Annotated in this window: 17 protein-coding genes; 6 read left to right on the top strand and 11 right to left on the bottom strand. The window is 67.2% G+C overall.

Annotated elements, in window-relative coordinates:
* Positions 1–2: 2 nt before the first annotated feature.
* Positions 3–818, bottom strand: a complete 816-nt coding sequence (locus BLT44_RS04315) for a M56 family metallopeptidase (RefSeq protein ID WP_010155323.1) — start codon at positions 816–818, stop codon at positions 3–5.
* A 7-nt stretch (positions 819–825) separates the two neighbouring features.
* Positions 826–1,203: a BlaI/MecI/CopY family transcriptional regulator gene (locus BLT44_RS04310; RefSeq protein ID WP_010155324.1), complete on the bottom strand. Its 378-nt coding sequence runs from the start codon at positions 1,201–1,203 to the stop codon at positions 826–828.
* Between the two features lie 85 nt (positions 1,204–1,288).
* On the opposite strand from BLT44_RS04310, the gene BLT44_RS04305 reads away from it, so the two are divergent.
* Positions 1,289–1,510 carry a hypothetical protein gene (locus BLT44_RS04305; RefSeq protein ID WP_010155325.1) on the top strand — a complete coding sequence of 74 codons (222 nt, stop codon included), beginning with the start codon at positions 1,289–1,291 and terminating at the stop codon, positions 1,508–1,510.
* A 13-nt stretch (positions 1,511–1,523) separates the two neighbouring features.
* On the opposite strand, the gene BLT44_RS04300 is transcribed toward BLT44_RS04305, so the two are convergent.
* Positions 1,524–1,904 (bottom strand): ArsR/SmtB family transcription factor, encoded by a 381-nt coding sequence (locus BLT44_RS04300; RefSeq protein WP_010155326.1) that lies wholly within the window; start codon positions 1,902–1,904, stop codon positions 1,524–1,526.
* A gap of 143 nt (positions 1,905–2,047) precedes the next feature.
* Here BLT44_RS04300 and BLT44_RS04295 point away from each other — a divergent pair, with 143 nt between their 5' ends.
* Genes BLT44_RS04295 through BLT44_RS04285 form a run of 3 tightly spaced genes read left to right on the top strand, consistent with a single transcriptional unit; the run spans position 2,048 to position 4,557 of the window.
* Positions 2,048–2,989 carry a cation diffusion facilitator family transporter gene (locus BLT44_RS04295; protein ID WP_010155327.1) on the top strand — a complete coding sequence of 314 codons (942 nt, stop codon included), beginning with the start codon at positions 2,048–2,050 and terminating at the stop codon, positions 2,987–2,989.
* A 31-nt stretch (positions 2,990–3,020) separates the two neighbouring features.
* Complete coding sequence (locus BLT44_RS04290) at positions 3,021–4,175, top strand: heparan-alpha-glucosaminide N-acetyltransferase domain-containing protein (RefSeq protein WP_010155328.1); 1,155 nt, start codon at positions 3,021–3,023, stop codon at positions 4,173–4,175.
* A gap of 25 nt (positions 4,176–4,200) precedes the next feature.
* Positions 4,201–4,557, top strand: a complete 357-nt coding sequence (locus BLT44_RS04285) for a hypothetical protein (protein WP_010155329.1) — start codon at positions 4,201–4,203, stop codon at positions 4,555–4,557.
* Positions 4,558–4,668: 111 nt separating this feature from the next.
* On the opposite strand, the gene BLT44_RS04280 is transcribed toward BLT44_RS04285, so the two are convergent.
* From BLT44_RS04280 to BLT44_RS15760, 3 genes are all read right to left on the bottom strand, one after another.
* The gene (locus BLT44_RS04280) at positions 4,669–4,884 is read right to left on the bottom strand and encodes a hypothetical protein (RefSeq protein WP_010155330.1); all 216 of its coding nucleotides are present in this window, start codon (positions 4,882–4,884) and stop codon (positions 4,669–4,671) included.
* 62 nt (positions 4,885–4,946) lie between these two features.
* Positions 4,947–5,876, bottom strand: coding sequence for an SURF1 family cytochrome oxidase biogenesis protein (locus BLT44_RS04275; protein ID WP_010155331.1), 930 nt, complete (start codon positions 5,874–5,876; stop codon positions 4,947–4,949).
* A gap of 108 nt (positions 5,877–5,984) precedes the next feature.
* Complete coding sequence (locus tag BLT44_RS15760) at positions 5,985–6,185, bottom strand: hypothetical protein (protein WP_029608095.1); 201 nt, start codon at positions 6,183–6,185, stop codon at positions 5,985–5,987.
* 65 nt (positions 6,186–6,250) lie between these two features.
* Here BLT44_RS15760 and BLT44_RS15755 point away from each other — a divergent pair, with 65 nt between their 5' ends.
* Positions 6,251–6,712 (top strand): hypothetical protein, encoded by a 462-nt coding sequence (locus BLT44_RS15755; RefSeq protein ID WP_029608096.1) that lies wholly within the window; start codon positions 6,251–6,253, stop codon positions 6,710–6,712.
* 187 nt (positions 6,713–6,899) lie between these two features.
* Positions 6,900–7,037 (top strand): hypothetical protein, encoded by a 138-nt coding sequence (locus BLT44_RS15750; RefSeq protein WP_196794981.1) that lies wholly within the window; start codon positions 6,900–6,902, stop codon positions 7,035–7,037.
* A gap of 25 nt (positions 7,038–7,062) precedes the next feature.
* Here BLT44_RS15750 and BLT44_RS04265 read toward each other — a convergent pair whose 3' ends face one another.
* Genes BLT44_RS04265 through ccsB form a run of 5 tightly spaced genes read right to left on the bottom strand, consistent with a single transcriptional unit; the run spans position 7,063 to position 12,084 of the window.
* Positions 7,063–8,349 carry a M23 family metallopeptidase gene (locus tag BLT44_RS04265; protein WP_074689958.1) on the bottom strand — a complete coding sequence of 429 codons (1,287 nt, stop codon included), beginning with the start codon at positions 8,347–8,349 and terminating at the stop codon, positions 7,063–7,065.
* 37 nt (positions 8,350–8,386) lie between these two features.
* Positions 8,387–8,734 carry a DUF6804 family protein gene (locus BLT44_RS04260; RefSeq protein ID WP_010155336.1) on the bottom strand — a complete coding sequence of 116 codons (348 nt, stop codon included), beginning with the start codon at positions 8,732–8,734 and terminating at the stop codon, positions 8,387–8,389.
* Positions 8,731–9,372 carry a signal peptidase II gene (locus tag BLT44_RS04255; protein WP_143025971.1) on the bottom strand — a complete coding sequence of 214 codons (642 nt, stop codon included), beginning with the start codon at positions 9,370–9,372 and terminating at the stop codon, positions 8,731–8,733. The genes BLT44_RS04260 and BLT44_RS04255 overlap by 4 nt, the downstream gene beginning before the upstream one ends.
* The gene (gene lnt, locus BLT44_RS04250; protein WP_010155338.1) at positions 9,369–11,027 is read right to left on the bottom strand and encodes an apolipoprotein N-acyltransferase; all 1,659 of its coding nucleotides are present in this window, start codon (positions 11,025–11,027) and stop codon (positions 9,369–9,371) included. The genes BLT44_RS04255 and lnt overlap by 4 nt, the downstream gene beginning before the upstream one ends.
* 49 nt (positions 11,028–11,076) lie before the next feature.
* Positions 11,077–12,084, bottom strand: a complete 1,008-nt coding sequence (gene ccsB, locus BLT44_RS04245; protein WP_010155339.1) for a c-type cytochrome biogenesis protein CcsB — start codon at positions 12,082–12,084, stop codon at positions 11,077–11,079.
* Between the last annotated feature and the right edge of the window lie 2 nt (positions 12,085–12,086).

Raw genomic sequence — 12,086 nt, 5'->3', positions numbered from 1 at the left:
GATCAGCGCAGCTGGGCGGCGGCGTGCATACCCTGCGGGATGCGACGACGCCGCGGGGTCGGCCAGCGCTTCCGGGTGAGGCGCTGGGCGCGGAGGGTCATGCCGACGTCCTGGGTTGCGGCCGCGAGAACGATGAGCGCATTCGCGAGGTGCGCGGCGCCGACCTGCCGGGCGGCGGCGTCGTCGGCGGCGAGCTCGATCTGCACACGGGTGGCGCGCTCGAGCGCTCGGCTGGCACGGGTACCCGGCAGGAAGAGCGCGTTGAGTTGGGCGATGCGGATGGCGAGCCCGTGCTGGTGGCGCAGGTGGGCGAACTCGTGTGCGAGCACGGCTTGCAGCTGCGGCCGGGTGAGGAGCTGCTCCATGGCGGAGGAGACGAAGATCTCGGGTCTCCTGCCGGGGACGGCATATGCTTCGGGAGTCTCCGAGTGGAAGCGGACGAGGGTGAAGCCGATGTGCTCGTCCCTGGCGTAGGCGATCGCGTGGGAGTGGGAGGCCGGACGGAGGGACTGCAGCGAGCCCGCGAAGGTACAGGCGAAGACGAGGATGACGCCGGCGATCCCGGCAGCGACCCAGATCGCCGCCGACACGGTCACGCTGGTGGTGTGCGGGAAGGCGTGCCGCAGCGACTCGACGGCGACGACGCCGAGGGCGATGCCGGCGAGGGCGGTCACGATGCCCACGCCGAACGACCCGAACCAGACCGTCAGTGCGGCTCTGGGGTGAAAGAGGTGCCAGCGTCCCACGGTGAGCACACGCGGGCAGAGCACGGCGAGAGCGACGGCCGTGCCCAGGAGAACGAGAGCGAGGAGCAACACGGTCGGGCTACGCTTCGTGCTTCGCCCCGCCGAAGGCGTCCATGAGCGCGGTAACGTCGTCGTCGGCGAGGTTGCCGGCGAAGGCGAGCAGGGCGGCCCGACGGTCGGCGGCCTGGTCGAGTGCCGAGGTCATCGTCTCGCTCGCTTCTTCTTCGCTCGAGCGCAGCGGGCGGAAGCTGATCTTGCGCGGGGAGTCGCCGATCCGTTCGACGCGGCCTTTCCCCTCCAAGCGGGTGAGGGCGGTCATGAGGGTCGTGTAGGCCGGCACGGGTTCGCTGAACATGGCTTGCAGCTCGCGTGCGCTCACAGCCCATTCCTGGGCGTGGAGGCGTTGCATGACCTCGTCTTCGAGCCCGCCCCATTTGCGTTTGCGCGCCCCTGCCATGTCGTCCCTCCTTGTCAGGTTTTTAACTCTACATCTCGTCGAGTTAGTGGATCGTTCTCACAGCATGCAACAGTAGCCTCTGCGCATGGAGAAATGGTGGGCGAATGCGCTCTGGTCGCTCACCCCATCGGTGATCATCGGCGCCTTCTTCTGGTTCGTGATCCGTGCGATCTCGCGGGCCGATCGCACGGAGCGCCGGGTCTATAAGCAGATCGAGGACGAGGAGCGGGCGAAGGCGGGTCTCCCGCCGAAGCAGCAGCCGTCGGCGGTCGCCGAGACGGGTCCTGCCGAGGAGCCGCCGCAGTGAGCGCGCTGGCCGATCAGTGAGCTCCGATGCCGTCATGATGCATGGGGCACAGACGCACCGCGTCTCCGGTGAGTGCGAGCATCTTCTCGGCCGCGGCGAGGATCGCGACGACGGCGTCGGGATGCGCGAGGGAGTACATTGAGGCCCGACCCACCGCTCGCGAAACGACCATGCCGGTGTCTTTCAAGCAGGCGAGGTGCTTGGAGACGGTGCTCTGGGAGAGCCCGAGGTGCTTCACTAGGTCGACTACGCGGTGCTCGCCGAGCTGCAGGTGCTGCAGGATCACCAGGCGGGACGGGTCTCCGAGGCTGTGGAAGAGAGCCGCTGCGGAGGTGAGCGCCTCGGCTTCGGCGATTGTCGGGAGCTCGTGCGATCGTTCGGCTTGCATCGTCATGTGACGATGTTATCTCCGATTCGGCAATCACTCTAGGCCAGCGATGCCCGCAGTCCACCCACGAAAGATAACATCGTCAAACGGCGATGTTATCAATATAATGAAGTGCATTGGCCGGTATCGAACACGAACGGAGATCCCGAATGGGTGCAGGACATGATCACGGGCCGAGCGCGGCCGAGGTGGGGCAGCCCGGCGACTACCGTCGCAAGCTCTGGATCGCCTTCGGCATCACCGCGACGATTGTCGTGGCGCAGGCTGTCGGCTCCGTCATCACCGGCAGTCTCGCCCTGCTCACTGACACCGCGCATGCCATCACCGACGCCTCGGGGCTGCTGGTCGCGCTGATCGCTGCGACGCTGATGCTGCGGCCGGCAACGTCGACGCGCACTTGGGGGTTCCGCCGCATCGAGGTGATCGCCGCACTCGGGCAGGCGACGCTGCTGCTCGTGGTCGGCTTCTACACGGCCATCGAGGGCATCCGGCGCCTCTTCGAGCCGCCGGAGGTGCCCGCGACCGAGCTGCTGGTCTTCGGCATCGTCGGCCTCGTCGCGAACATCACCGCCATCCTCATCCTCTCCTCGAGCCGCGGCGCGAACTTCAACATGCGGGCCGCGTTCCTCGAGGTGCTCAACGACGCGCTCGGCTCCCTGGGCGTGATCGTCGCCGCGATCGTGATCGCAATGACTGGTTTCCAGCGCGCCGATGCCCTCGCCGGCCTCTTCATCGCGGCGCTCATCGTGCCCCGCGCCTTCAAGCTGATGCGCGAGACGACGAGCGTGCTCATGGAGTTCACCCCCAAGGGCCTCGATCTCGACGCGGTGCGGGCGCACATCCTCGAACTCGAGCACGTCAAGGATGTGCACGATCTGCACGCCTCGACGGTCGCGACCGGCCTGCCGACGATCACCGCCCACGTCGTCGTCGAGGACGAGTGCTTCACCGATGGGCATGCGGCCGAGATGCTCCATGCGGTGAAGGCGTGCGTGGCCGAGCACTTCGAGGTGTCGGTCAACCACTCGACCTTCCAGATCGAGACGGCGCACATCAGCGAGGACGAACCGGTGGGCGTTACGCACCCATGAGCAGACGGCGCGGGAGCGACGGCGGAGCGTGATGGGCACCGTCACGGCTCCGCTGCGCTGTCGCATCGCGCAGAACTGGTATCGGCTGAACGGGCCTGGCCGGGTCGCGGGGGTCGACCTCGCCCGCGGTCTCGCAGTGATGGGGATGCTGGCGGCGCATCTGCTCTGGCTCGGCTCGCTCTCGTGGACGGAGCCGTCGACGTGGGGCTCCATCGTGAACGGCCGCTCCTCGATCCTCTTCGCCACGCTCGCCGGTGTCTCGCTCGGACTGTCCACGGGCGGCTCGACGCCCCCGCAGGGCGCCGGTCTCGGCCGTGCGAGGCTCAGGGTGGTGATCCGAGCCCTGCTGATCTGGCTGCTCGGCGTGCTGCTCATCAGCCTCGACGTGCCGGCGGCGATTATCCTGCCGACGTATGCGGTCATCTTCGTGCTGGCGCTCCCCCTGCTTGCACAGCGCGCCTCGCGGCTCTTCTTCGCGGCCGCGATCGTCGCGTTCGTGGCCTCGCCCCTGGTCGTGAGGGCGAACGCCTCGCCGTGGTGGGAGAGCTATGAGGGCTGGCTCCTCGGCCTGTACATCGGGTGGAACTACCCGTTTCCGCTGTGGGTCGCATTCACGCTCGCCGGCCTCGGGCTCGCGCGCGCGGGGCTCCGGTCTCGTCGGGTGCAGTGGGCGACGCTCGGTATCGGCACGCTGCTGGCGGTCGTCGGGTACAGCCTCTCCCCCGGCCCGGCGTCGTCGGACGAGTCGGCTGATCGCTCGTTCCTCGAGGCCTGGTGGACGGCGGATCCGCATTCGAGCGGGGTGCTCGAGGCGATCGGGAGCGGCGGCTTCGCGATCGCGGCGATCGGCCTGGGCCTGCTGCTGTGCGCAGGCGGCAGGTTGCCCTGGCTGACCTTCCCGCTTCGGGCGGTGGGGTCGATGCCGTTGACGGCCTATGTGCTGCAGATCGTGGTGTGGGCGGTCGCGTCGACGATGCTGCTCGGCTCCGCGCACGAGCATGCCTTCCGCGACCTCGACCCCTTCCTGCCGATCACGCTTGCGACGGTGGGGCTCTCCGTGGCGTGGAGTCTGCTGGTCGGGCAGGGGCCGCTGGAAGCGTTGATCGGTCGGCTTTCCCGGCTCGGCGGGCCGCCAGCCTCCTCTGGGGCAAATGCGCAGCAGCGCCAGAATAGTCTTGAGCCGTGACCGTCGACCCCGCCCTTGCCGCCGCATGATCGTCTGGTTCGGCATCGCCCAGATCGTCGTCGCCCTGCTCGCGATGCTCGTGTGCATCGTCGAGTACGCCCGCAAGCGCGGGCCGAACGACTACACGCTCGGGGCGACCCTGCTCGTCGGGGTACTGCTCATCGCGCAGCTCGTCGTCGGTATCGTGCAGCCGGGCGCGGGCCATCCCGCCGAGGGTGATCCGCTCGAGTTCTGGATGTATCTCATCGTTGCGTTGCTCATCCCGTTCGGGGCGGCGTTCTGGGCGCTCGTCGACCGCAAACACACCGCGAACCTCGTGCTCGTCGTCGTGAACTTCGCCGTCGCCGTCATGGTCTACCGCATGATGGTGATCTGGGGGTAAGCGGCAGGCGGCCATTCGCCAGTGGGGATGCGCGGATGTCGTCGAGCGACTGGCCACCCCAGGAGCCGAAGCACGAGACTGGGGCGGCTCACTGTCGCGAACAGGCTCTCGTCAGCGGCGCGGTGGCCGTTTCTCCCGCTTGCCGCGCTGCCGCCATCGGCGCTTGAGGCGTGAGCCGAGTCTGCGCGAGCGGTAGACGAAGTCGTCGAACTCCTCGCGCACGGTCGGGTCCTCGCGCCCGTCGCACGGGGGTACGCCGGCGACGCCGATGACGGCGATCAGGGCGGACATGATGAGCAGCTGCGTGATCCAGACGGCGATCTCCACGCCTGCTCCTTTCGATGGCCGGAATGGGACAATGTTCCGGCGTATGCGACCGATCGCGACCACTATTGATCAAGAAAGGCGTCTTCCTCTTCGGCGTCGGTGGTGCCGCGCTGAGCCTTGCGTGCGGCGACTCGTCGCTGCTGCCGCAGGACGGCTTCGCTGCCCGCGTTCAATCCGCGATGTTCCTGCCGGGCGGCGTAGACGACACCGAAGGCGGCGATGAGGATGAACACATACCACTGCAGCGCGTAGGAGAGGTGGGGGCCTTCGTCGCGTTCGGGCGGCTCGGGTAGCACCCCGGTTGCGGCGTCGGGGGTTTCGCGGATGAGCATGCCATACGCCCCGGTGTAGGCCTCGTCGAAGCCGCCCACTCGGGCGAGCTCGGGCAGATTGATGCTGGCGACCGTGCTGCCCTGGGAGAGGCGCCCGGCGACCTGCGGTTCGCTCGCACGGAGCCGGACATCGACCCCGACCGGCCCGGTGGGGGCCAGCGGGACGCGATCGAGCCAGTCCGTGTCCGTATTGGCCTCGTTGCCGTCCACCGGTACCCAGCCGCGATCGACGATGAAGACAAGCCCCTGACCGGTGCGCAGCGCTTGGAGAAGGTGGGAACCGACCCCCTCGGGGCCTGGACGGTTGCGGGCGAGGAAAGGCGCGCCGAAGTACTCGCCCTGCAAGGTGGCGGTCTGCCATTTCAGTGTGTCTTCGTCGAAGCTCGCTGGGTCGGGCACGGCTTCCTCGAGCGCGATGGCCGGGGCGTCGTAGTTCTGGTCGATGCGGGCGATCTCCGCTCGGGCCTCGGCTCGCCGGTCGAACTGCCAATCGGCGAGCCAGACGCAGATGACGCAGAAGAGGATGAGGAGGACGTAGTAGCCGAACCAGCGGCGCGAGCGCAGGAACGACCAGCCCGGGTGCGGTTGGAGCGAGTCGTGGGGGCGCTCGAAGCCGGCGGGAGCGGGGCGCTGCTCGGTGGTGGGGGTCGGTGTGGTCATGCCGTGCGAGGCGTGGTCAGCGCGCCGCAGTCGATGCGGAGCGTGAGGGCGGCAAGCATCATGCCGGTCATCCTTTCCTGAACCGCCCGGAGGTGGGCGGCCTCGCTGCTATGGCTGCGAGGTGAAGCCTACGAGTGCGACCTTCCCGACCGCCGTACCGCTCTCGATGAGGCCACGGGCTTGAGCGAGGGCGACGGCGTTGATCGCACCGATCGTGCTGGTCAGCGTGCTGCGGATCTTCTCGGCGGCGACGGGCTCGCCGACCTGCCGTAGGATCTCGCCCTGCTCGGCCAGTGCAGGCGGGAGCACCTGGACACGTCTTCGGGGTGCAGTGAGTCGCACTTGGCCTGGAACGCCTGAACGTCGAGCTCGGGGTGGTCGGTGTATCCGAAGCGGCCCTGCGGGGCGAGCAGCTCGACGATGTCCTCCTGCCGCTCCACCGACTCTGCGGTGGAGCGCACGAAGCCGGGGGCTTCGAGGTTAAATTCTGCCACCTGTGGGACGAGCGGTCCGCGGTGGTCGAGGACATGTGGGCACCGAGGTTCACGCACCACGCCTTCGTGATGGGGCGCGAACCAGTGGCGATCACGGTGGCCTTGGTGAAGGCGCGCGGCAACTGGAAGGCCATCGAGCCGACACCGCCGCCACCACCGATGAAGACAACGACGGATGCCGCGCCCGGGACGGGCCGCGTCACTTCGAGCCAGTCGAAAAGTAGTCCCAACGCGGTGAGTTGCCGCCAGCGGCAGCACGGCCGCTTCCGCATCGCTCAGCGAGGCGGGTGCATGGGCGGCGAGATGGGCATCGACGAGCTGATATTCGACGTTGCTGCCTGACCGGTCGATCGCTCCCGCACAGAAGACGCGGTCGCCGATAGCGAAGTGCTCGAGGAGCGGTTCGTCCTCCACGGAAGTCGCCGAACTTGACGATCGTGCCTACTGCGTCGTACCCGAGGACGCGAGGTGACCGGTACCAGTACGGGGTGGCGCGGATCGTGCAGTCCACCGGGTTCACGGAGACAGCATGCACATTGACGAGCAGATCGTGCCCTCCGGGTTGCGGCTGGGGCAGGTCGACGTCGACGAGTGTGCCCTCCTCGTCGATGGTGCCAGCGCGGGTATATCCGACGGCTTTCACGCCCCTTCTTTTCTTTCTGAGTAGTTGAGTTCCGAGTGGTGTCATCGGGCTAGATGAACGGGGTCGGATCAACGTAATTACCGTCTGAAAGCACTTCATAGTGGAGATGGCAGCCGAAGCTCATCCCGGTGTTGCCTACGTATCCAATGACGGCACCTGCGGGCACCCACTGTCCGTAGGACACCGGGGGTGTACCAATTTGATGGGCGAAGCGAGTCTGATAGCCGTTGTCCTGATCCAGATAGGTCATGTACCCGCCGAAGTTGTCAACCCATCCGGCAACGACCACAGTGCCTGACGACGGGGCTACGATCGGAGTGCCACAGCCGGCGGGCAGATCGAGTCCAGTGTGACTTGGTGGCTGCCGAAAGTAGGTGGAGATCCAGGAGATCGGTACCGGTTGATACCAGCCAGCGCCACCCGGTGCACCACCACCACTGCCACCGCCACCACCACCACCACTGCCACCGCCACCACCACCACCACTGCCACCGCCACCGCCACTTCCACCGCCACTGCCGCTGCCACCGCCATTGCCACCGCTCTGCTGCTGCTTACGACGCTCCTCCTCCTCGTCCCGCAGGCGCTCTTCGTAGCCAGCTACGGTGTCGGTGGTCGCGTCTTTTAGGGCGGCGAGCTGCGCCTCGAGCTCGCGCAGCTGTGCCTCTTGCTCGAGGAACTCGGTGCGCTGCGCGTCGAGATTCTCGGCGGCGGTCTGAGCAAGTCGTTCGGCCTCGGTGTTGAGTTGGTCGCGTTCTTTGCTCGCGGCCTCGGCTTGCTCGCCCAGCGAGGTCGCGGTGTTGAGGGCGTTCTCGGCATTCTCGGCGAGCGTGGTGTTGCGGCGGCTCGCCTGCTCCATCATCGCGAGGCGGTTAAGAAGCAAGTCGGTGGTGTCCGCATCGGATTCGAAAAACATGTCCGCGCTGCGGTCGATACCGCCGGAGCGATACATTTGTCCGACGAGCGCTCCGGCCTGATTTGCGGCCGCATCTGCTTCTTCGCGACTCTTCGTGGCTTTCGTTTGGAGGGTTTCTGATCTGAGTGCGGCTTCGGCAGCTGCGGTTTCGGTGTCCCGCCAGCGGGCGTTCGCCTGCTCGGTGGCGACGCGGAGCAGTTCGAGCTCGGCCTTGCTCTGCTCGATCAGCCCTTCGATTTCCTTCACCTTCGTACCCGCGTCGGCCTCATTCTGCTTCGCGGTTTGCACGTCATCCCAGGTGGGCAGCTCGACAGCGTTTGCGGGACTCACCCCGCCCCCGTAGAAAAGGGCAAACCCGATCAGGCCGACACAAACGGTGCCAATGATACGTCGTGTTCGAGCGGTTGTAGTGGCGCTCATTTCTCATCCCCTTGGTTGCTGCTAGACATGCGGGCGCTTACTTCTTGGGTGCGGTGTCACGGGACCGTTTGATGAGCGCACCGGCGATCAGAAAAGTACTACCGGCGAGTGGCTGGGCGAGGATCCAGAAGATGCCGCTGAACTCGAACGGGTAGACAGGGTTCCAGATCACGGCGATCGCGACGAAGACGGGCACCCACCACCAGTGACGGGCCTGTACCGCGAACCAGACGACGATGAGCGCGAGGATCGCGATGACAAAACGAAAGACGGTGAACCATTCGGTGCCAACGAAAGCGACGCCGACGACGAGCGTGGCGAGGGCAATAAATCCTGGGAGCAGCGCGTTGCGCTGATAGGACGGGGTCTGCTGTTTCTGACTCATGGATGCGTCGTCTCTGTTCGCGTCGCCACGGAATTGGGGGTCGGTGGGTCGGCTTCGTGATTCTCGACAGGATCGACGGTGTCTCGTGTGCGGGAGACCGCGTGGAGACGCAAGGCGCCGATGCCGTAAAGCACGACGCCGGCACCGATCGCGACATCGGCGATGTTGCCGATAAATAGCTGCCCATAGGTGAGGAAATCAGTGACCGCGCCGCTGCCGAATCCCGGCGGGGCGAAGATGCGGTCAGTGAGATTACCGAAAGCCCCACCGAGGATCAACCCGATCGAGGCGGCATAGATGCGGTGCTCCGTGCGGAGTGCGGCCCGGACAAGGAGCACGGAGGCGACGATCCCGAGCAACGTGATGAACGGGGTGAGCTGGGAACCGATCGAGAACGCGGCCCCGGTGTTGAAGGCGAGCTGCAGCCCAAAATGATCACCGAGCAGGGGGATGCGATTCTCTGTGTCGAGGAAGTGCAGGGCGAGCTGCTTGCTGATCACGTCGAACGCGATCGTGAGAGCGGCAATGGCGCAGCTGTAGACGAACAGCAGTCGGCGGGAGGGGCGACGGTTCCTAGGCTGCATCGGAGGGTCGGTACGCTCATCGGCGGGCGGGTGGTGTTGTGGTTTGTGGGTCATGATGCTTTCGTTGGGGGTTTGGCCGATGCGCCGCTCTCGGTCAATTCGGGCGCGGTCGGGTGGGGCGTCGTGCGGCTCCGTCGCCCCTTGAGCAGGCCCAGTGTGAGGAGCCCGCTTAGCGCGGCGATGGGGATGAGTAGGGTGAGGGTCGAGCCGACGAGGACGGCCGGGGTGAGCCCGGTGCGCAGCGGCACGGTGGTGATGGCGGCGTCCGGTGTATCGGCGGGGGCGCCGTCGATAAAGGTGCCGTCAGGGGTGATGACCTGGCTGGTGCCCACGGTCGAGACGTTCACGACGGCACGACCGGTTTCGATGGCGCGCATGCGTGCGAACTCGAGCTGCTGCAGGTTCTCATCGGTGCCTCGAAAGTCGGCGTTGTTGGTTTGAAAGACGTAAAACTTCGCCCCGCCACGCGCCCCGTCCCAGATCACCGTGTCGTAGATGACGTCAAAGCAGATCGCGAGACCAACCTGAATGCCGTCGACGGAGACGAGCGGTGGGTTCGTGCCCGGGGTATATTCGCGTTGGATGAGGCCGACGAGGTCTGGCACGATGCGTTCGTAGAACCACCGGTCGGGCACATATTCGCCGAACGGCACGGGGTTCACCTTGTCGTGCAGCTGCTCAGCATCACCGCCTTCCCAGAGCATCGAGGTGTTGTAGGTGTCCTCGCCTCGCACGGTGGCCGCGTTCATGAGGAGCGGGGCCCCGGCTTCGGCGACGACAGCGTCGAGGGTGCGGGCGGTGGCCGGGGTGTTCAGCGGATCGGAGTCGACGCCGCCCTCGGGCCAGACGAGCAGATCCATCGCTTCGCCGAGGATGGCGTCGCTCGCTGCGCGTTGGGCGGCGAGCACATCGCCGGGGCTGCGCGGGTCGAAGTAGCCGGCGGGCCCGTCGCCCTGCACCCAGCCGACGCGGAGGCTGCCCGCCTCGCTCGTGGGGAAGGCCGGCATGAGCAGGAGAGCGAGGATCACCGCTGCGGGGAGCAGCCTGGTGCGCGTCCGGGGCCGGATGGCCCAGTCGACGACGGTGGCGCAGAGCCAGACGATGAGGAAGGTGAGGCCGGTGACGCCGACCCAGGAGGCGGCTTCGGCGAAGGGGCCGCCCGCCTGGGACATGCCGATTCTGCCCCAGGGGAATCCGCTGTAGGGCCAGGTGCCGAGGAGGAGTTCGCGTGCGGCCCAGAGCGCCGCGATGAGCGCCGGGAGGAGCAGCGTGCGGGCGAGGCGATGCCGGAGGGCCGCGCCCCAGCGGTAGGCGAGCGCGATCGGGATCGCGCCGAGGGCGAAGAGCAGCGACTCGAGTCCGGCGAGCGCGACCCAGGGGATCGGGCCGAGGAACTGCACGACCCACATGAGGTGCGTGAAGTAGAACGCGGCACCGTAGGCGAGGCCCACGAGGAACGCACCCCCGACGCTGCGGCCCACGAGAGCCCAGAGGCCGCCGGCGATGCTCAAGAAGGCGAGCGGCCACCAGCCGACGCTCGGGAACGCGACGTCGAGCAGCAGGCCCGAGAGGGCGGCGACCGGGATCGCCGCGCCCCACGGCAGGCCGTGCGCGGCCGGAGTGCTGCGCGACGACGGCGCCGCGTGCGGTGCCGCTGCGTGGGGCGCATTGGGGTCGTCTTGTGCCGGTCGTGTCTCCGTGGTCGTCACCGCATCCTCCTTCCTGGTGCTCGTATCTCGGGCGTGGTCGTGGGGCGGCTCAGCTGACGCCGGAGTAGGCGTGCAGGCCCTGGAAGTAGAGGTTGACGATGGTGAAGTTGAAGATCACCGTGGCGAAGCCGATGAGCGACAGCCAGGCCGACTTCGTCCCTCGCCAGCCTCGGGTGGCGCGGGCGTGGATGTAGCCCGCGTAGATCACCCAGATCACGAACGTCCAGACCTCTTTCACGTCGAAGCCCCAGTAGCGGCCCCAGGACTCGTTCGCCCAGATCGCCCCGGCGATGAGGGTGAACGTCCAGAAGATGAAGCCGAGGATCGCGAAGCGGTAGGCGAGCGTCTCGAGCACGTCGGCCTTCGGGAGCGTGCGCAGGTAGCCGCGGTCGGGGGCCACCTCGTCGCCGCCGGCGGTCTTGATCCGTTCGCGGCGTGCCTGCAGCAGTTGCATCACGGAGAGGCCTGCCGCGATCGCGAGCAGCGCGGTGGCGAGTGAGGCGACGAAGACGTGGATGATGAGCCAGATGCTCTTGAGCGGATCCATCAGCGGGGTCACTTCGACGTAGAAGGAGATCGTCGAGCCGCCGAGGAAGAACACCACCATGCCGACGATGAAGACGCCGAGGAATCGGAGGTCGTACCAGCGCAGGGCGACGAGGTAGACGGCGACGATCAGCAGGGTGCCGATGAGGGCGAACTCGTACATGTTCGCCCACGGCACCCGTTCGGCCGCGATCCCGCGCGTGACGGTGGCGGCCAGATGGAGGGCGAAGCCGAGCGCGGTGAACGCGATGCCCAGTCGTGCGAAGTAGCGCCGTGACCGCTCGGCGCCGGGCACGCGGAGGCTCCCCTCCCCTGCCCCGTTCTCCGCTGCGGGCGTGGGGCCGCCGGCGGCTCCGACGAGCACGGCCTCTCGTTGCTTGACCGGTGCGGCTGAGGCGCGCTGCGAGAGGTCGTAGGCGAAGGCGAGGAACGCGAGGACGTAGATTGTGATCGCCGACCAGACGGCGAGCACGGAGAACTCGTCGAGTGCGGCCTGCAGTTGCAGATCCATGG

The sequence above is a fragment of the Leucobacter chromiiresistens genome (assembly GCF_900102345.1).
In the GTDB taxonomy this organism is placed as follows: Bacteria; Actinomycetota; Actinomycetes; order Actinomycetales; family Microbacteriaceae; genus Leucobacter; species Leucobacter chromiiresistens.
Note: the sequence above shows the minus strand (reverse complement) of the source record. Positions and strands in the feature narration are given on the sequence as shown.